Consider the following 18,512-nt stretch of genomic DNA (forward strand, 5'->3'; position numbering starts at 1 on the left):
TCCGCCTGTGGTCACCGGGCGTTGGGCGGCTCTCCGGCGGTGGCGGCGCGGGCGCGTTCGGCGAGGCGGCCCATCCGGGTACGGGCGCGCTCCAGTTGCTCGAGGTCGTCGGCGGCGGGGCCGGGGACGGCGGCGAGTTCACCCCAAAGATCGATGAGGTCCCGGCCGAGGTGCAGGCCCTGAAGCGGATCACGGACGGCACGCCAGGCGGCGGCCGCGCTCTGCACATGGCCGTATGCGCCGCGCGGCTCGCGCACGCGGTGGTGGAGCCGGGCCAGGTCGAGCGAGAGGCGGAACGAGCGCAGCGGGTCGTCGGCCAGGTAGGCGATGTACGCGGTGAGCTCCCGCAGGCGCAGGACGTCCGGGTGGTCGGCACCGAGGGTGCGGGAGGCTTCGGCGACGGTCCGCTCGGCCATCCCGTCCGCCTCCGTGATCCGTCCCTCCTTCACGGCCTCGTTGATCAGCGCCAGGGGCTCGGCGAGGGGACCCTCCGGGCGGCCCGCCGGTACGGGCCCCGAGTCCGGCGCGAGCACGGTCTCGGCGATGGCGAACTCGTGCACCGGCGGCTCCTTGGCCTCCTCCGCGGCCCTGGCGGTAGGAACGGTCCGCGGCGCCGGGGTGGGCTTCCCCTCGGGCGCGGAGTACGGCCCGAGCCCGAAGCCGGGAGGTCCTGGCGTGTGCGGCTCGTCCGGCCCGGCCGCCGGGGCCGGCCACACGGGAGCGGTCGCGGGGGTCACCGGTGGGGGGCCGAAGGTGCCCGTGGGGGGCTGGACCATACCCGGAGGTACGGCACCGGCCCTCGGCAGCACCTGCGCCGGCCCCGAGGTCGCGCTGATCAACGGCGCCTGCTCGGACACCGCCCGCACCATGAAGGCCTCGACGGCACCTCCAGGAGGTATGGGGGCGTCCACGGCGGCGGGAGGGAAGCCAGGCCCCGGCTCTGGCCGCCTGGCCGGGGCGGAGGGCGGGGCCACCGGGGTTCGGTGCGCCGGTGCCTCGGGCGAGCCCGCCCGCATCGGCTCCCCCGTGAACTCGCTCGACCCGTCCACCAGCACCCGTACCGACACCACATACCCGATCCGCTCGTCACGGACGGCCGCGAGGACAGGGTGACCCGCGGCCAGGGCGAGACGGTGGAGGTGGTTCAGGACGGCCTGCTGGACCGACTCCCCCGATGCCGCGACCACCGGCATTCCGCCGACGGTGGCCCCGGCCCCGGTATCGGCACCGACGCCCGCACCTCCGTCCCGCGCGCACGCCGGCACATGAACCTCGATAGGCGTCATCCCGGCCCCCGTTTCCTCCGTGGAGACGACCCCGGCGGCGGAGCGTCCTCGCTCGTGTGCATGGCTGAGTCGGGACATCGTTCCCCTCACTCGGGTCGGCCGGTCGAGGAAAGGCTGCCAGTGGAAGTGCCCGGCAGAAGCGATATACGCCTCGCACCCGCCATATGCGCCGTACGCGTCATCCTTCCCCTCCTCGCCGCAGCCCGGCGACCGAACCGGATCGCCTCCTTGAAGTCTCCGGCCGCCATACGCTTCCGGCGTCACCGCCGCGTCACAGGCCTGTCCCAGGTGCCCACAGCGAGCGCTACCCGGATCACTGGTCGGGCTGGTTGCGCATGCCCGGCCTCGACACCGATCGGTGCCCCTCAGGCCGTGACGTCCTTGGTCGAGAAGCGCGCCCAGGCCGCCGAGCCGAAGACCGCCGCGTACAGGGCCTGGAGGCCGAGGTTGCGGACCAGGTCGTCCCAGTACACCGGGTCACGCATCAGGTCCGCGAACGACAGCCAGTAGTGCGGGAAGAAGTACGGCTGGAGCGCGTGCAGTTGCGGGATCTGGTCCAGGATCTGCACGGTGATCACCAGGCCGACCATGGTCGCCATCGCCGCGATCCCGCTGTTGGTGAGGGTGGAGACGAACAGTCCCAGGGCCGCCAGGCCGGTCAGGGACGCGGCGACGACCAGCGCGATGAGCAGGGCACGGCCCAGTCCGTCGGCGAGGCCGATACGGGTGCCCGAGATCGTCGTCAGGTCGCCCAGCGGGAAGAGCAGGGCGCCCACCGCGAGCGCCGAGACCGCGACGACCAGGGTGGCGAGGAGGCAGAAGGCCATGGTGGTCGCGTACTTGACGAGGAGGAGACGAGTGCGCCCCGCGGGCGCGACCAGAAGGTAGCGCAGGGTGCCGGAGCCGGCCTCGCCCGCGATGGCGTCGCCCGCGATGACACCGACCGCCATCGGCAGGAAGAACGGGAGTGTCACGGCGAGCGCCGTGAAGACCAGGAAAAGGCCGTTGTTGGTGATCTGTGTGATGAACGCGGGACCGTCGCCGCCTCGCCCGCCGCCGGAACCGTCGCCCGTCTCCATCTTGACGGCGATCCCGACCAGGATCGGCACAGCCGCCAGAACGGCCAGCAGCGCGAGCGTACGCCACCGCCGCAGGGTGGTCACCAGCTCACTGCGCAGCAGCCCCAAGGTCCACAGCGGGTTCTGCTTCCGTGGAGCCGAAGTCCGGCCCGGTTCCGCCCACTCAGCCTGCGACATCGAAGCCCTCTCCTGTCAGCGCCACGAACGCGTCCTCCAGGGAGCCTCGTTCGACGCCGAAACCGCGGACGCGGACTCCGGCGGTGACCAGCGCGGCGTTCAGGTCCGCCGGTTCGCCCTCCGGTGGTTCGCCCGCTACCCGGTCCTCCCCGATGACCACGTCGGCGACGCCCTGTTCCTTCAGTACGCGGGCCGCCTCCGTCACGTCCGGGGTGGTCACGACCAGACGCCCGCGTGCCCCGGCCGCCAGGTCCGCCACCGCGCCCTGCGCGATCAGTCGTCCCTGCGCCATCACGGCGGCGTGCGTGCAGACCTGTTCGATCTCGTCGAGCAGGTGGGAGGAGAGGAAGACGGTCGTGCCGTCGGACGCCAGTTCCCTGACGAGTGAACGGATCTCGCGCATGCCCTGCGGGTCGAGACCATTGGTCGGCTCGTCCAGGACGAGGAGCCGACGGGGCTGGAGCAGGGCGGCCGCAAGACCGAGACGCTGCTTCATCCCCAGGGAGTACGCCTTCGCCTTCTTGCCGGCCGCCGCTGTCAGACCCACCCGCTCCAGCGCGGCCCCGACCCGCGCACCCCGGGTGCGCGGGTCGGCGGTGGGGTCGGCGGCGTCGTAGCGCACGAGGTTGTCGCGGCCTGAGAGGAATCCGTAGAGCGCCGGGCCCTCGATGAGGGCGCCGACCTGCGGAAGCACGGCGCGCGAGGCGCGGGGCATGGGCCGCCCCAGCACACGCGCCGTGCCCGAAGTGGGCTCGATGAGGCCCATCAGCATCCGAATGGTGGTGGTCTTGCCCGAGCCGTTCGGCCCGAGGAAGCCGAAGACGCTGCCCACCGGGACGGTCAGGTCGAGTCCGTCCACGGCGAGTTGCCCGCCGCGGTAGCGCTTGGTGAGGGCGCGGGTGGCGATGACCGGGGCTTCCGGGTCGCTCACCGCCGCCCCGGAGTCCTGCGACTCCGCTTCCGCGGCGGACAGTTCGTCCATGGACTCTCCTGCTCCAGCCGTCCGTGCCGTACGGGGTCTACTTGCCCGCGTCGGCCGCCTTCACCAGCGCGTCCTTGGTGACCGCGCCCGCGTACACCTTGCCGTCGTCCGTCATCAGGGCGTTGACCAGGCGGGTGGAGAACACCGTGCCCGAGCCGAACTTGCCCTTGACCTGGTCGCCGAGGGAGCCCAGGAAGCCGGCGACCGCGCCGTCCTTGGACGAGGCGTCCGAGGGCACGCCACCCTTGCTGCCGGTGTCGAAGACGACGACCGCGTTCCAGCCCTCACCGATGGTCCTGGGCTCGGCGCCGGGGGCCGCCTTGTCGCCTTCCTGCGCCCGCTTCTCGGCGCCCCGCGCCGACTTCTCGGTGCCTTCGGCACGCGCCTTGCCCTCGTCCTTGAGGTCGTCGCCCTGGGTGACCTTCGTGCCCTTGGGCGGCGTGAAGTCGAACGTCGACGCGGCCGGCTTGGTGAACGACACCTGGGTGAAGCCCGCGTCGACGACGGCCGCTCCACCGGACGCCGGGGTAAGGGTGAACTTCAGCGGCAGCCCGGTAGTGGCGTCGACCGCGATGCTGATGGCGCCGACCGTCGTGCCCGACTGCTTGGGCTTGATGAGCAGCTTGTAGGCGTCCCGGCCCGCGACCTGCGCGGTGCCGTCGACCGTCACCGACGTCGTCTTGTCGGCGGCCTTCAGAGCCTCCTCGGCGAAGTCCTTCGGCGTGGTCGGCACGTCCTCGGGCGCCGCCTTCGCACCCTTGTGGTCGCCCGCCCCGGTCGCGTGGTACGCCTCGTTCGACGCGCTGTCGTAGGCCCACACCTGGTCGCCGTTGCGGATGACGCTGTACTCGGCGGCCTTCTCGATCAGGGAGACCTTCTGCTTGTCCTGGCCGTCGGCGGCGACGCGCAGGGTGTGCGTGCCGGAGGCCAGCTCCAGCAGCTTGGAGGTCGGGTCCGCGGCCGAGCCCCCCTTGTCGCCCGCGCCCTGCGAGAGCGCGCCCGAAGCGAGGCTGCTCTCCAGACCGCCCAGGTTGGGCAGCCCCAGGTCCGTGCTGACCTTCACCGTGCCGGACATCTGCTGGACGTCCGACTTTGCGATCTTCTCGATGAGCTGCTGGGCGCTGATCTTCGGAAGGTCGGGGTCCCCGGATCCGGCGAACGCCGGAACGAGCCCGATGGTCGCGGCCGCCACTCCCACCACTGCGACCGGGACGACGTACCGCGCGGCCGTGCGCCGCCCGTCGCGTACGTCCTCGGCCTCGCCGGCGGGCGTGCTGCCGTCGGATTCGTACGGTGCCATGTGTGCCTTACCTCCGTCATCGGCGGCGGCCTACCGTCCCTGCCCTGGTCCACCCCTGTGCCGCCATTTTCACCCGAACTCCTGTGAGGTGGTGTTGTCCATCTGACCAAATCGGCCGGGAACAAGCGTCAGACCGCGGACCCAACTCCGCGTAATCCTGGGGTATGACATCGCGGGGCGGCGACTGCTCCGAACCCGTAGGGGTCCCTCGGGCGCTGGGCCCCCTGGGCCCTGGGCGGCGACCCACTGCGGCGCATCGGAGCCCGGCTGGACCGAGGAGCGCGGGACGCGGCCGCCGAGCGGGGCCGCCCCGGTCATGGCGGCCCCGGTGGTGATGAGGGCGGTGCGGCGCTTCGCGAACGTGGCATCCGTCCGCGTGATCGCCAACCGTGTGGCGCGGGCCACAGTCACGGACAGCCCTCGGTGATCGAGAGCGCGGATCGAGCGAGGGGCGTCAGCCGGCCCGGTGCACCACCGCGTCGCACAGTTCCATCAGGGCCGCCTTCGCACCGCACTCCGGCAGCGGAGCCAGGCCCGAGCGGGCGTCCTCCACATACCGGACCGTGTCGCGGCGCGCCTGCTCCAGGGCCGGGTGAGCGCGCAGGCGGGCGAGGGCCTCGGCATGCCGGGCGTCGTCCGTGAGATCGGAGCCGAGGAGCTCGCACAGGGCGATGTCCTCGGGCAGCCCCATGCGCTCCGCGCGCTCACGCAGGCGCAGGATCGGGAGGGTGGGGATGCCCTCGCGCAGGTCCGTCCCGGGCGTCTTCCCGGACTCGTGCGAGTCCGACGCGATGTCCAGGACGTCGTCGGCCAGCTGGAACGCCACGCCCAGCCGCTCGCCGTACTGCGTGAGCACGTCCACGACCGTCTCGTCGGCACCCGACATCATCGCCCCGAAGCGGCACGCCACCGCCACCAGCGAGCCGGTCTTGCCGCCGAGGACGTCGAGGTAGTGCTCGACCGGGTCACGGCCGTCCCGGGGGCCCGCCGTCTCCAGGATCTGGCCCGTGACCAGGCGCTCGAACGCCTCCGCCTGGATCCGGACCGCCTCCGGGCCGAGATCGGCCAGGATGTGCGAGGCCCTCGCGAACAGGAAGTCACCCGTGAGGACCGCGACCGAGTTGCCCCAGCGGGTGTTCGCGCTGTCCACCCCGCGCCGCACCTCGGCCTCGTCCATCACGTCGTCGTGGTACAGCGTGGCGAGGTGGGTCAGCTCCACGACCACGGCCGAGGGCACGACTCCGGGCGCGTACGGGTCGCCGAACTGCGCCGCGAGCATCACAAGCAGCGGCCGGAACCGCTTCCCGCCCGCACGCACCAGGTGCTGCGCGGCCTCTGTGATGAAGGGCACCTCACTCTTGGTGGCCTCGAGCAGCCCCTCCTCGACAGCGGCCAATCCGGCCTGGACATCGACCTCCAGAGCCTGCTCCCGCACGCTCAGCCCGAACGGCCCGACGACGGTCACGTGGGGTCTCCTGTCTGCTGACGTCTGCTGACGATCACACGGTCGGTCTCAAGGACGGCCACTTGCTCGATGGCGTCGCCCGTCGACGCGCTCATCGAGTTGTCGATCTGTCGTCGCCATCACTCAAGTCAGCGTATCCGGTCACGTTTCGATCACCACGAGCGCCCACTGTTCCAGGCCGGGCGGTATCGGATCACGAACGGAATGTGCCTGATCATCTGATAGGAACAGATATTCCCCCACATACCCGACAATCACCCCTCACGCCGGAACCGACCTCCTTACGCCCGGGCACCCCCCGCCCTCCCCTGCGGACGTCACCCCCGTTCCCTCTACGGCTGCCCGCCCCCGCGCGCCGCATACACCGGCCAGGCATTCGAGTCGGCCTCGCGGCCACGCCCACCCCCCTCGCCCGGGAACCTCCTTGCCGGGCAACGGAGTCAAGTCCGGACGAAGGGCACTCACCCACCCGAAACGCTCCACTCAAGACACACGACATGTGACCGTTTTACCCCAATAAACCCCCTATGTAATTAACCATCGATGACGACCGCGAAGACCAGAGTGAAATAGCTCACGTCCGCGGCAGACGGGGCATTAAGGGCGTGTCACCAACTACCCCTTTGCGAATGGCAACTTGAACTCCGCTCGACAAACTGGATCACCGACCTTATTCCCCCATTTCAAGGTCAATTCGGAAGGAGTGTGACTTGCAAGCTTGTTCCGGACATGTGCTCTCGCATACCTTCCCCTCGATCCGAGCGGAACGCCGAATCCTGCCGCCGCTCGGGAGCCCATCGACCACGACGGCAGGAGCGGGGGACCCAGGTAGGCCGCCGATCCGGACACCCGCCGGAACGGCTAGGGGTGAAGCCGTGCCCTCGACATCGAGGACACGGCCGGGCACCTCCCCGCCCGAACCCGACAGCTCACCTCGCAGGCGCCGGAGAGGAATGCGACATGCCCGCTTTCGCCCTGCCCGCACGCCGACGGGACCGCGGCTCCAAGGCCGCCCGTATCACCCGTGCCCTCGCACTCGCGGGGTCGGGTGCCGCCGTTCTCGCCCTGCCGGTCATGGGAGCGACCAGCGCTTCCGCCGCGACCGGTAAGCCGGCGACGGCCACCGTGACCGCCACGACCACCGCCAAGGCCGTGACGACCCGCGGCACCACCCTGGACAGCTGGATCCGTCAGTCGCTGGAGGTCATGGCCCAGCACGGCATCCCCGGTACGTACAACGGCATCTACCGCAACGTGATGCGCGAGTCGTCCGGCAACCCCAAGGCGATCAACCTGTGGGACTCGAACGCCCGTAAGGGCATCCCGTCGAAGGGTCTGCTCCAGATCATCGACCCGACCTTCGCCGCGTACCACGTGCCCGGCACGGCGTTCGACCCGTACGACCCGGTGGCGAACATCACGGCCGCGTGCAACTACGCCGCCCACCGGTACGGCTCGATCGACAACGTCAACAGCGCGTACTAATAGCCGACGGACCGCCGGCCGGCGCTGTCGGCCGGCCTCCGGTGGCCCCCGAGGAGTCGTTCGAGCACGACGGCGATGCCGTCGTGCTCGTTCGACATGGTGACCTCGTCCGCCACGGCCTTGAGTTCGGGGTGGGCGTTGGCCATGGCCACCCCATGCGCGGCCCAGTCGAACATCGGGATGTCATTGGGCATGTCACCGAAGGCGATGGTCTCCGACGGCCCCAGGCCCAGATGGGCGGCGGCCAGTGCGAGCCCCGTCGCCTTGGTGATGCCGCACGGCTGGAGTTCGACGGTGCCGGGCCCGGACATGGTGACCGTCGCGAGGGAACCGACGGACGCGCGGGCCGCCGACGCCAACTCGTCGTCCGACAGGGCGTGATGGCGCAGCAACACCTTGCTGATCGGCTCGCACCACAGGTCGTCCCGCCGCTCGACCCGCACCGCCGGCAGGGTGGGGTGCGGCATCCGGTAGCCGGGTTCGATGAGCGTGAGGCCGTCCACCCCGTCCTGGTCGACGGCCGCGTACACCTGCCCCACCTCGGCCTCGATCTTGCCGAGTGCGGTCTCGGCCAACTCCCGGTCCAGGGTGACGGAGAAGAGGAGCCGGTTCGCGCCGGCGTCGTACACCTGCGCGCCCTGCCCGCACACCGCGAGCCCCCTACTTCCGAGGTCGTCGAGCAACGGCCGCACCCTGGGCGCCGGGCGCCCCGTCACGACGAGGTGCTGTGCGCCTGCCGCCGAGGCGCGCGCCAGGGCGGCCCTTGACCGGTCGGAGAGCGTGTCGTCGTCACGCAACAGCGTTCCGTCCAGGTCAGTGGCGATGAGTGAATATGCGAGGGGTGCGGCCATGATCAGAGAATACGGATGGAACGCCCCGGCGACTCGGCGCGAACCGGACGACGTCCGGTATCCCGCGCCCACCGAACTCCCGTATGACAGAACCCGAGTTGCCGCGCGCTTCCCGAAACACGCAGGCGTACGGCCCCGTCACGCAGGTCCCCGGCATGACGGCGTACGGCCACGCCCCGACGAACCTGCCCCTCCCCACGACCCGGCCCCAGGCCCCCAGGGCCCCTGGGGCGCGACGGCGCCGCGCCCCCTCCGTGCCCCGTGACCTCGCGCGACGCGACCTCGCGTCCCGCGAACGCGTGCCCCGCGAACTCGTGCTGTGTGTCCTCGTGCCCGTGATCGCCTGACCCGTGACCCCCGGCCGGAGGACCTGGCCCCGCCGTCCTCAGCCGTGTGCCGCCGCCAGATGCTTCGCCAGCCTGGGTGAGGCGAACTCCGTGCCGCACACGAAGCGCATCACCGGGCCGTACGAGGCCGCCGCGGGCAGGCCCGTGAAGTACAGGCCCGGCACGGAGGACACATAACCCGCGCCGAGCCTCGGAGTGCCCCGGCTCACCGCCAGTTCCGTCCGCAGCTCGTGGCCCAGGAAGTCCATCGCCGCGATGTCCACGCGGTACCCGGTGGCGGCGATCACATGGTCCGCGGTGAGTTCCTCCGTGCCACCCGTGTGCGTCCGGACCGTGAGGACGGGGCTGCCGCCCGCCGCGGACGCGCCGACCACGGCGACGACATCGCGCACCTGCACCTTGCTCAGGAAGCGCTCGCGCAGCCACCACGCGCCGAGCGGACCGAGAACCCGGCGGACCAGGTAGTGACGGGTCTGGGCCGGGAGGAGCCGGTACGGGTGCGGATAGTAGCTGAGCGCCCACAGGGACCAGGCCCGTCCGAAGGGCGATTCGGGGCGGAACCTCGGCTGGTCCCACGGGGGCGCGCCGAAGGCCACCTTGCCCTGGCCGCGTGAGATCACCCGCACCCGCGCGCCCGCCTCGGCCGCGAGCACCGCCGTCTCCAGCGCGGACTGCCCCGCGCCGATGACCAGCAGCTCCTTGCCGGAGAAACGGGTCAGGTCATGGTGCTGGGAGCTGTGGGAGACCGGCCCCGTGGGGGTGGGGCCGTCCGTCGCGGCGGCGGCCAGTTCCGGCGGGACGTGGGCGAGGCCCGACAGGCCGGTGGCCACCACGACCGCCCGCGCCGCGAACTGCTCGCCGGAGTCCAGCTTCAGTTCGAAGCCGCCGCCCTTACGGCGGTCCACGGAGACGACCCTGACCCGCTCCAGCTCGGGCACCAGTTTCTGCTGGAACCACTCGCCGTAGGCGATGAACGTCTCGATCGGGATGATGTCCTCGTCGGTTACCAGGCGGGCGATGCCCGCCGCATCGCAGTAGTCGACCAGGGTGTGGCCGCGCTGGGGCGCGTCGATGTTCGAGGCGACGGGGGTCGACTTCAGGAGCATGCCCGTGGGCATGTGGTCGCGCCAGCTCACCATGGGCTCGCCGAAGACGCGTACCGGAATACCGCGCACCCTTAGATGGGCGGCGGTGGACAGACCGAACGGCCCGGCACCGATGACTGCTACCGGTTGAATCACGAAGTCCCTCCCCAGGACGCGACATGCCTACTTCGTGGTGGAGCCGTACGCGCTAGCGCGTACCGGTGGTGGAGCCGCGGCGGTTGGTCCGCCACAGCTGATAAAGGTGCTTCGCGCCCGGCCGCACGAAGCGCGCGATCATCGTGAAGAACGGCCACGGGTCGTCACCCGCGAACCAGGCCAGCTCCGTACCGCTCGCGTGGGCCGGTGCGTGCGGTGTCGTGTAGCCGCTGCGCCGGTAGGCGAGCAGGGCCGGCAGGTCGATGTTCTCCACGATGTACCGGTGACCGGCGCGCTGTTCCCCCTCCGGAACCGTGCGGTCGGTCAGGTCCATATGCATGGCGCGGACGACGTCCACCCCCGCCTCGTTCTCGAAGAGGCGGAACTGGGCGCCCACGCGTGGGTTGAAGTCGAGCAGTTTGTACCGGCCGTCGCGGCGGTCGAAGCGCAGATCCAGATCGATGATGCCGGTGAAGCCGATCTGTTTGATGAAACGTGCGGCGAGGTCGGCGAGTTCCGGGTTGTCGACGACGTACGCGTTCGCCGTCATGCCCGCGTGCGGCGGCCACGAGCGGACCTTGACGCCGGTGAAGAGGGCGAGCGGGGCGGAGTCCTGGTCGAAGTAGGCGTGCACGATCCAGTCCTCGGCCTCCTCCCGCGGCAGATACTCCTGGAGGATCACACCGGGACGCTCGCCCCAGTCGCGGGCCAGGGTGAGCAGCCCCTCGGGGGTGGTGATCCGGGTCGTGCCGTTCACGGCGGGCCTCTCGCGGCGTACGAACGCCTCGCGGTTCTTGGCCACCAGCGGGAAGCGGGCCTTCTCGGCGAAGCGCACGATGTCGTCGTACGACTGCGGGAAGGCGGCCTGCGGGCTCGGGACGCCGTGCTCCACGCACAGCTCGTGCAGGCCCTGCTTGCTGGCGAGGCGGCGCGGGAGCTTGGTGTCCACCTTCGGGAACAGGAAAGGGCCGGCGAGGACGTCCTGGTGCTCGGCGATCAGGACGGCGGCCTCCTCGTCGGTGGGGATGAGCACCGTCGGCCGGCCGATACGGCGTCCGATGCGCCGCAGACCCTCCACGAGCCGTTCCGGCTCCTCCGTCCCGGTGGTCGGCCACACGAAGGCCCGCCGCAGATAGCGGGAGGCCGCGGCCGGCGTGTAACGGTCCTCGGTGATCGCATACATCGGTATGCCGAGCCGGCCGAGACTGCGGATGGCACCCACCCCGCCGTGGTGCAGTGGATAGTCGCCGAATTTCACGATGAGCCCAGGCACCTCACGGTCCGCGTCGAGCGGCGCGACGGTGCTCCTGGCCACGGGTCCCCCCACGTGTCCCCCCTACGGACCGGACCCACCCCGTCCGTGTCCCCAAAGGACGCTAAGCCGGAATTGGGTACTCCGACAAGGCCTATTCGGACATTGCGAACTCTTTAGACACTGCCCAAGACAGGGAACTCACCCGTAACGTGTGCGGCGACCACATGGAACGCACCCCCATGCACGGCATACCTGACGTGCACGAAAGCGAGGCAGCATCCCATGCCCCCCTTCGACGTCCCCGAGGGCGACCCCTTCGGACCGCACAACCTCCCCTACGGCGTGTTCTCGCCGATCGGCTCTGTCGAGCGGAGGGTCGGCGTCCGCCTGGGCGGCCATGTGCTCGACGCGGGCGCGGCCGCCCAGGCGCTCGGCTCGCCGTACGCCACCCTGCTGGCACGGCCCTCCCTGGGGCCCCTGCTGGCCGCCGGCCGCACCGCCTGGTCGGACGTGCGCCGGGCGCTGACGGCGTGGGTGACGGTGCCCGCGCACCGGGAGACCGTCGAGCCCCTGCTTCTCCCGCTCTCCGAGGTGACCCTGCACCTTCCCTTCGAGGTCGCGGACTACGTCGACTTCTACGCCTCCGAGAACCACGCCCGCAATGTCGGGCAGATCTTCCGTCCGGACGCGGCGGACTCCCTGACCCCCAACTGGAAGCACCTGCCCATCGGTTATCACGGCAGGGCGGGAACGGTGGTGGTGTCCGGCACGGACGTCGTACGCCCCCAGGGGCAGCGCAAGGCGCCCACGGACCCGGCGCCGGTCTTCGGCCCCTCGGTCCGCCTGGACATCGAGGCGGAGGTGGGATTCGTGGTGGGCGTGCCGTCGGAGATGGGCCGGCCGGTGCCGCTGTCGGCCTTCCGCGACCATGTGTTCGGACTCTGCCTGCTCAACGACTGGTCGGCGCGGGACATCCAGGCCTGGGAGTATGTACCGCTCGGGCCGTTCCTCGGCAAGTCCTTCGCCACCTCCGTCTCGGCGTGGGTCACCCCGCTGGACGCCCTGGAGGAGGCACGGGTGACACCCCCCGGACGCACGCATCCGCTGCTGCCGTACCTGGACGACGCACATGAGGAGCCCTCGGGCTACGACCTGCGCATCTCCGTCGCGATCAACGGCAATGTGGTCTCCGAGCCGCCGTTCTCGACCATGTACTGGACGGCGGCCCAGCAGCTGGCGCATATGACGGTGAATGGGGCGTCGCTCAGGACGGGCGACCTCTACGGCTCGGGCACCGTGAGCGGCCCGGCGGAGCACGAGCGCGGCTCGCTGCTCGAACTGACCTGGAACGGGCGGGACCCGCTCGAACTCCCGGACGGCAAGCGGACGTTCCTGGAGGACGGTGACGTGGTGACCATGACCGCCTGGGCTCCCGGGCCGGACGGCACCCGGGTGGGGCTCGGGGAGGTGACGGGCCGGGTGGTGCCCGGTCCCTGACCCCCACCACCGCACCCACGGGCACCCACGGGCCCGGCCCCTCGCTCAGTCGCTCAGCTGCTCATATCCAGTCGTCGGGTTCGGGTCCGGGCTCGGGATCCGGCTCCGGGTCCGGCTCCGCCTGCGGGCGGCCGTCGGCCTGCGCCCCGCCCGCCCGGGCATCCCCGTCCGCCTGGGCGGGGGCGCCCGCGGACGGTGCGCCCAGCGAGGCGAGCACTTCGAGCACCCCCTCGCCGTAGGTGGCCAGCTTCTTCTCGCCGACCCCGCCGATGGTTCCCAGCTCGGTCACCGTCGTGGGGCGGACGGCGGCGATCTCGCGGAGCGTCGCATCGTGGAAGATCACGTATGCCGGGACGCCCTGTTCCTTCGCCTGGGCCGCACGCCAGGAACGCAGTGCCTCGAAGACGGGCACCAGCTCTGGCGGCAGCTCGGCGGCGGCCTTCGGTCTGCGTTCACCCTTCGGTGACGAGGTACGGGCAGCAGTGGGCTTCGGGGGCTCCTTGCGCAGCGGCACCTCACGCTCGCGCCGCAGCACCGTCCCGCTCTCCTCCGTCAGGACCAGCGTCCCGTACTCGCCCTCGACCGCGAGCAGACCTTGGGCCAGCAACTGCCTGATGACTCCGCGCCATTCACCTTCCGTCAGCTCCTCGCCGATACCGAACACGGACAGCTGGTCGTGGTCGAACTGGATGACCTTCGCCGTGCGCCGCCCCAGCAGGATGTCCACGATCTGCACCGCGCCGAACTTCTGCCGCCGCTCCCGGTCCAGCCGCCAGATCGCGGACAGCACCTTCTGGGCCGCGATCGTCCCGTCCCAGGTGTCCGGTGGCACCAGACAGGTGTCGCAGTTGCCGCAGCCGCCCGGGGCGGGATCCTGGCCGAAGTAGGCCAGCAACTGGCCGCGGCGGCACCGGGCGGTCTCGCACAGCGCCAGCATCGCGTCCAGGTGTGCCTGGGCCCGGCGGCGGAAGGCCTCGTCGCCCTCCCCGGACTGGATGAGCTTGCGCTGCTGTATGACGTCGTTCAGCCCGTATGCCATCCAGGCCGTGGACGGCAGGCCGTCGCGTCCCGCCCGGCCGGTCTCCTGGTAGTAGCCCTCGACCGACTTCGGCAGGTCCAGGTGCGCGACGAACCGCACGTCCGGCTTGTCGATGCCCATCCCGAACGCGATGGTCGCGACCACGACCAGGCCCTCCTCGCGCAGGAACCGGGACTGGTGCGCCGCTCGCGTGCCCGCGTCCAGGCCCGCGTGGTAGGGCACCGCTTCGATGCCGCTGCGGGTCAGGAACTCCGCCGTCTTCTCCACCGAATTACGGGAGAGGCAGTAGACGATGCCCGCCTCGCCCGGGTGCTCCTCGCGCAGGAACGACAGCAGCTGCTTCTTGGGGTCGGCCTTCGGGACGATCCGGTACTGGATGTTGGGCCGGTCGAAGCTCGCGACGAAGTGGCGGGCCGCCGGCATGTTCAGCCGCTGGGTGATCTCCTGGTGCGTGGCGTGCGTCGCCGTCGCCGTGAGCGCGATCCGGGGGACCTCCGGCCAGCGCTCACCCAGCAGGGACAGGGCCAGATAGTCGGGACGGAAGTCGTGGCCCCACTGGGACACACAGTGCGCCTCGTCGATCGCGAAAACCGAGATCTTGCCGCGGGAGAGCAGATCGAGGGTTGACTCCAGGCGCAGCCGCTCGGGGGCCAGATAGAGCAGGTCCAGCTCGCCGGCCAGGAACTCCGCCTCCATCACGCGCCGCTCGTCGAAGTCCTGCGTGGAGTTGACGAACCCGGCGCGCACGCCGAGCGCCCGCAGCGCGTCCACCTGGTCCTGCATCAGCGCGATCAGCGGCGAGACCACCACGCCCGTACCAGGTCTGACCAGGGCCGGGATCTGATAGCAGAGCGACTTGCCGCCGCCGGTCGGCATGAGGACCACGGCGTCACCACCGGCCACCACATGCTCGATGATCGCTTCCTGCTCGCCGCGGAAGCTCTCGTACCCGAAGACCCGGTGCAGCGTGGCCTGCGCCTCGCTCCCGCCATTGGGCGCCGGCATCACGCTCGCCTCGGTCATCACAGCAGTCCCGTCCATCGCGCGTCCCCCGTATGTCGTCCCTCGACCACGCCCTCCACGATAGGGGGCCGCGCCGACAGCCCCGAAGTTATCCACAGGCCGCTCGCACCGCCCTGGTCAAGGACACGGCAGTCGCTCACACGTACGTGGGAGACCTGCCCCTCACCCAGATCAGGACGCGCCGCGCGCCGAGCCAGTAGGCCCCCGCGCAGAACGGCCCGGCACCCCCCGAGCGGGCACCGGGCCGTCGTGTGCGGCGGGGGCTCCTCAGCGCACGAAGATACCCGCCTGGCTCGCCAGGTCCAGGAAGTACTGGGGCGCCACACCCAGCACCAGCGTGACCGCCACGCCCACCCCGATGGCCGCCATCGTCAGCGGGGAGGGGACCGCGACCGTGGGGCCCTCGGGGCGCGGTTCGCTGAAGAACATCAAGACGATCACGCGGATGTAGAAGAAGGCCGCGACCGCCGACGAGATCACACCGATCACGACCAGCGGGATCGCCCCGCCTTCCGCGGCCGCCTTGAACACGGCGAACTTCCCGGCGAAGCCGGAGGTCAGCGGGATGCCCGCGAAGGCCAGCAGGAACACCGCGAACACGGCCGCCACCAGCGGCGACCTGCGCCCGAGCCCGGCCCACTTGGACAGGTGCGTCGCCTCGCCGCCCGCGTCACGCACCAGCGTCACGACGGCGAAGGCGCCGATCGTCACGAACGAGTACGCGGCCAGGTAGAAGAGGACGGAGGAGACGCCGTCGGGGGTCGTCGCGATGACACCCGCGAGGATGAATCCCGCGTGCGCGATCGACGAGTACGCCAGCAGCCGCTTGATGTCGGTCTGTGTGATCGCGACGATCGCGCCCCCCAGCATGGTGACGATCGCGACCGCCCACATCACCGGGCGCCAGTCCCAGCGCATGCCCGGCAGGACGACGTACAGCAGCCGCAGCAGCGCACCGAACGCCGCCACCTTGGTCGCCGCCGCCATGAAGCCGGTCACCGGGGTCGGCGCGCCCTGGTACACGTCCGGCGTCCACATGTGGAACGGCACCGCTGCCACCTTGAACAGCAGGCCCATCACGAGCATCGCGGCGCCCACCAGCAGCAGCGCGTCGTTGCCCATGGTGTTCGCGAGCGCCGGGTCGACATTGGTCACCGTGCCGTCGACGACCTGGGCGATCGTCGCGTACGACACCGAGCCTGCGTACCCGTACAGCAGCGCGATGCCGAACAGGGTGAACGCGGAGGCGAATGCGCCGAGCAGGAAGTACTTGACCGCGGCCTCCTGCGACATGAGCCGCTTGCGGCGGGCCAGGGCGCACAGCAGGTACAGCGGCAGGGAGAACACTTCCAGGGCCACGAAGAGGGTCAGCAGGTCGTTGGCCGAGGGGAAGACGAGCATGCCGCCGACCGCGAACAGCAGCAGCGGGAAGGCCTCGGTGGTCGTGAAGCCTGCCTTCACGGCGGCCTTCTCGCTCTCGCTGCCCGGCACGGACGCGGCCTGTGCGGCGAACGAGTCGACCCGGTTGCCGTGTGCTGCCGGGTCGAGGCGCCGCTCGGCGAAGGTGAACACGCCGAGCAGGCCGGCCAGCAGGATCGTGCCTTGCAGGAACAGGGACGGGCCGTCGACCGCGATCGCTCCCATCGCCGCGATGTGCGCCTTGGTGGTGCCGTAGCCGTCGGCCGCGAGCGCCACGACCGCGGCGAACGCGGCGGCGAGCGAGACGACCGAGACGAACACCTGCGCGTAGTAGCGGGAGGCACGCGGAACGAATGCCTCGATCAGCACTCCGACGAGCGCCGCGCCGATGACGATCAAGGTCGGCGACAATTGCCCGTATTCGATCTTCGGCGCCTGGATCTTGGAGATCGGGTCGGCCGCGGTTGTCCACAGGCTGTGGACGGCTGCTGTGCTCACTTGGCCGCCTCCACCTCGGGCTTGGGATCGGTCTGGTGTACGTCGGACATGGTGTGCTGGACCGCCGGGTTGACGATGTCGGCGACGGGCTTCGGATAGACGCCCAGGAAGATCAGCAGGACGATCAGCGGGGCGACGACCAGCAGCTCACGCACGCGCAGGTCCGGCATCGCGGCGACCTCCGTCTTCACCGGGCCCGTCATCGTCCGCTGGTAGAGGACCAGGGTGTAGAGCGCGGCGAGGACGATGCCGAAGGTGGCGATGATGCCGATCGCCGGATGCCGCGTGAACGTGCCGACCAGGACCAGGAACTCACTTACGAAGGGCGCGAGTCCCGGCAGGGACAGGGTGGCCAGGCCGCCGATCAGGAAGGTGCCGGCGAGCACCGGCGCGACCTTCTGGACGCCTCCGTAGTCGGCGATCAGACGCGAGCCGCGGCGGGAGATCAGGAAGCCGGCCACCAGCATGAGGGCGGCGGTCGAGATCCCGTGGTTCACCATGTAGAGCGTCGCGCCGGACTGGCCCTGGGTGGTCATCGCGAAGATGCCCAGGATGATGAAGCCGAAGTGCGAGATCGAGGCGTACGCCACCAGCCGTTTGATGTCCCGCTGGCCGACCGCGAGCAGCGCCCCGTAGATGATGCTGATGACCGCCAGGACGAGGATGACGGGCGTCGCCCACTTGCTCGCCTCCGGGAACAGCTGGAGGCAGAAGCGCAGCATCGCGAACGTGCCCACCTTGTCGACGACCGCCGTGATGAGGACGGCCACCGGGGCGGTGGCCTCCCCCATGGCGTTGGGCAGCCAGGTGTGCAGCGGCCACAGCGGCGCCTTCACCGCGAAGGCGAAGAAGAAGCCGAGGAACAGCCAGCGTTCGGTACCGGTCGCCATGTGCAGCGAGCCGTTCGCCCGCGCCTGCACGATCTCAGGGAGCGAGAAGTTCCCCGCCTGCACATAGAGGCCGATCACCGCGGCCAGCATGATCAGGCCGCCGACGAGGTTGTAGAGGAGGAACTTCACCGCGGCGTAGGAACGTTGCGTGGACGCCGCCTGCTCGCCGTGCTCGTGGGCGTGGTCCCCGAAGCCGCCGATGAGGAAGTACATCGGGATGAGCATGGCTTCGAAGAAGATGTAGAAGAGGAAGACGTCGGTGGCCTCGAAGGAGAGGATCACCATCGCCTCGACGGCCAGGATCAGGGCGAAGAAGCCCTGCGTCGGCCGCCAGCGGCGGCTTCCGGTCTCCATCGGGTCGGCATCGTGCCAGCCCGCCAGGATCACGAACGGGATCAGCAGCGCGGTCAGCGCGATGAGCGCCACCGCGATGCCGTCCACACCCAGCTCGTACCGCACCCCGAAGTCCTTGATCCAGGCATGCGATTCGGTGAACTGGTAGCGCGCGCCGCCCGGCTCGAAGCGGAACACGATCACCGCGGCGAGCGCGAGCGTGGCGAGTGAGACCACCAGCGCCAGCCACTTGGCGGTGGCGCGCCGGGCGGCCGGCACCGCGGCCGTGGCGATCGCCCCCACGGCCGGGAGCACCGCCGTCGCTGTCAGCAGAGGAAAGGACAT

General features: G+C 70.6%; 13 protein-coding genes and 1 riboswitch. Of the genes, 2 read left to right on the plus strand and 11 right to left on the minus strand.

Annotated elements, in window-relative coordinates; all coding sequences use genetic code 11:
- Window positions 1–11: 11 nt before the first annotated feature.
- The 5 genes from ABZ823_RS04635 to ABZ823_RS04655 form a co-directional block, all read right to left on the minus strand.
- Window positions 12–1,286: a hypothetical protein gene (locus ABZ823_RS04635; RefSeq protein ID WP_361653570.1), complete on the minus strand. Its 1,275-nt coding sequence runs from the start codon at window positions 1,284–1,286 to the stop codon at window positions 12–14.
- A 365-nt stretch (window positions 1,287–1,651) separates the two neighbouring features.
- The gene (locus ABZ823_RS04640) at window positions 1,652–2,542 is read right to left on the minus strand and encodes an ABC transporter permease (protein ID WP_361653572.1); all 891 of its coding nucleotides are present in this window, start codon (window positions 2,540–2,542) and stop codon (window positions 1,652–1,654) included.
- Complete coding sequence (locus tag ABZ823_RS04645) at window positions 2,529–3,524, minus strand: ABC transporter ATP-binding protein (protein ID WP_361653574.1); 996 nt, start codon at window positions 3,522–3,524, stop codon at window positions 2,529–2,531. The genes ABZ823_RS04640 and ABZ823_RS04645 overlap by 14 nt, the downstream gene beginning before the upstream one ends.
- A gap of 37 nt (window positions 3,525–3,561) precedes the next feature.
- Window positions 3,562–4,824 (minus strand): DUF2092 domain-containing protein, encoded by a 1,263-nt coding sequence (locus ABZ823_RS04650; protein ID WP_361653576.1) that lies wholly within the window; start codon window positions 4,822–4,824, stop codon window positions 3,562–3,564.
- A 454-nt stretch (window positions 4,825–5,278) separates the two neighbouring features.
- On the minus strand, window positions 5,279–6,289 hold the full coding sequence (locus ABZ823_RS04655; RefSeq protein ID WP_361653578.1) for a polyprenyl synthetase family protein: 1,011 nt from the start codon (window positions 6,287–6,289) through the stop codon (window positions 5,279–5,281).
- Window positions 6,290–7,046: 757 nt separating this feature from the next.
- Window positions 7,047–7,245: riboswitch (cyclic di-AMP (ydaO/yuaA leader) on the plus strand.
- 4 nt (window positions 7,246–7,249) lie between these two features.
- On the opposite strand from ABZ823_RS04655, the gene ABZ823_RS04660 reads away from it, so the two are divergent.
- Complete coding sequence (locus ABZ823_RS04660) at window positions 7,250–7,774, plus strand: transglycosylase SLT domain-containing protein (RefSeq protein ID WP_361653580.1); 525 nt, start codon at window positions 7,250–7,252, stop codon at window positions 7,772–7,774.
- On the opposite strand, the gene ABZ823_RS04665 is transcribed toward ABZ823_RS04660, so the two are convergent.
- The 3 genes from ABZ823_RS04665 to ABZ823_RS04675 form a co-directional block, all read right to left on the minus strand.
- Window positions 7,771–8,625, minus strand: coding sequence for an HAD family hydrolase (locus ABZ823_RS04665; RefSeq protein ID WP_361653582.1), 855 nt, complete (start codon window positions 8,623–8,625; stop codon window positions 7,771–7,773). The genes ABZ823_RS04660 and ABZ823_RS04665 overlap by 4 nt on opposite strands.
- Window positions 8,626–9,010: 385 nt before the next feature.
- Complete coding sequence (locus ABZ823_RS04670) at window positions 9,011–10,213, minus strand: FAD-dependent oxidoreductase (protein WP_361653584.1); 1,203 nt, start codon at window positions 10,211–10,213, stop codon at window positions 9,011–9,013.
- Between the two features lie 52 nt (window positions 10,214–10,265).
- Window positions 10,266–11,528, minus strand: a complete 1,263-nt coding sequence (locus tag ABZ823_RS04675) for an ATP-grasp domain-containing protein (RefSeq protein WP_361653586.1) — start codon at window positions 11,526–11,528, stop codon at window positions 10,266–10,268.
- A 222-nt stretch (window positions 11,529–11,750) separates the two neighbouring features.
- Here ABZ823_RS04675 and fahA point away from each other — a divergent pair, with 222 nt between their 5' ends.
- Window positions 11,751–12,965 (plus strand): fumarylacetoacetase, encoded by a 1,215-nt coding sequence (fahA, locus tag ABZ823_RS04680; protein ID WP_361653588.1) that lies wholly within the window; start codon window positions 11,751–11,753, stop codon window positions 12,963–12,965.
- 61 nt (window positions 12,966–13,026) lie between these two features.
- On the opposite strand, the gene recQ is transcribed toward fahA, so the two are convergent.
- From recQ to ABZ823_RS04695, 3 genes are all read right to left on the minus strand, one after another.
- Window positions 13,027–15,045, minus strand: coding sequence for a DNA helicase RecQ (gene recQ, locus ABZ823_RS04685; RefSeq protein ID WP_361653590.1), 2,019 nt, complete (start codon window positions 15,043–15,045; stop codon window positions 13,027–13,029).
- 249 nt (window positions 15,046–15,294) lie between these two features.
- Complete coding sequence (gene nuoN, locus ABZ823_RS04690; protein WP_361653592.1) at window positions 15,295–16,944, minus strand: NADH-quinone oxidoreductase subunit NuoN; 1,650 nt, start codon at window positions 16,942–16,944, stop codon at window positions 15,295–15,297.
- A complete protein-coding gene (locus tag ABZ823_RS04695; RefSeq protein ID WP_361653594.1) occupies window positions 16,941–18,512 on the minus strand; it encodes an NADH-quinone oxidoreductase subunit M in 1,572 nt (523 codons plus the stop codon). Before ABZ823_RS04695 ends, nuoN begins: the two co-directional genes overlap by 4 nt.

The sequence above is a fragment of the Streptomyces sp. NPDC047079 genome (assembly GCF_040643755.1).
GTDB lineage: Bacteria > Actinomycetota > Actinomycetes > Streptomycetales > Streptomycetaceae > Streptomyces.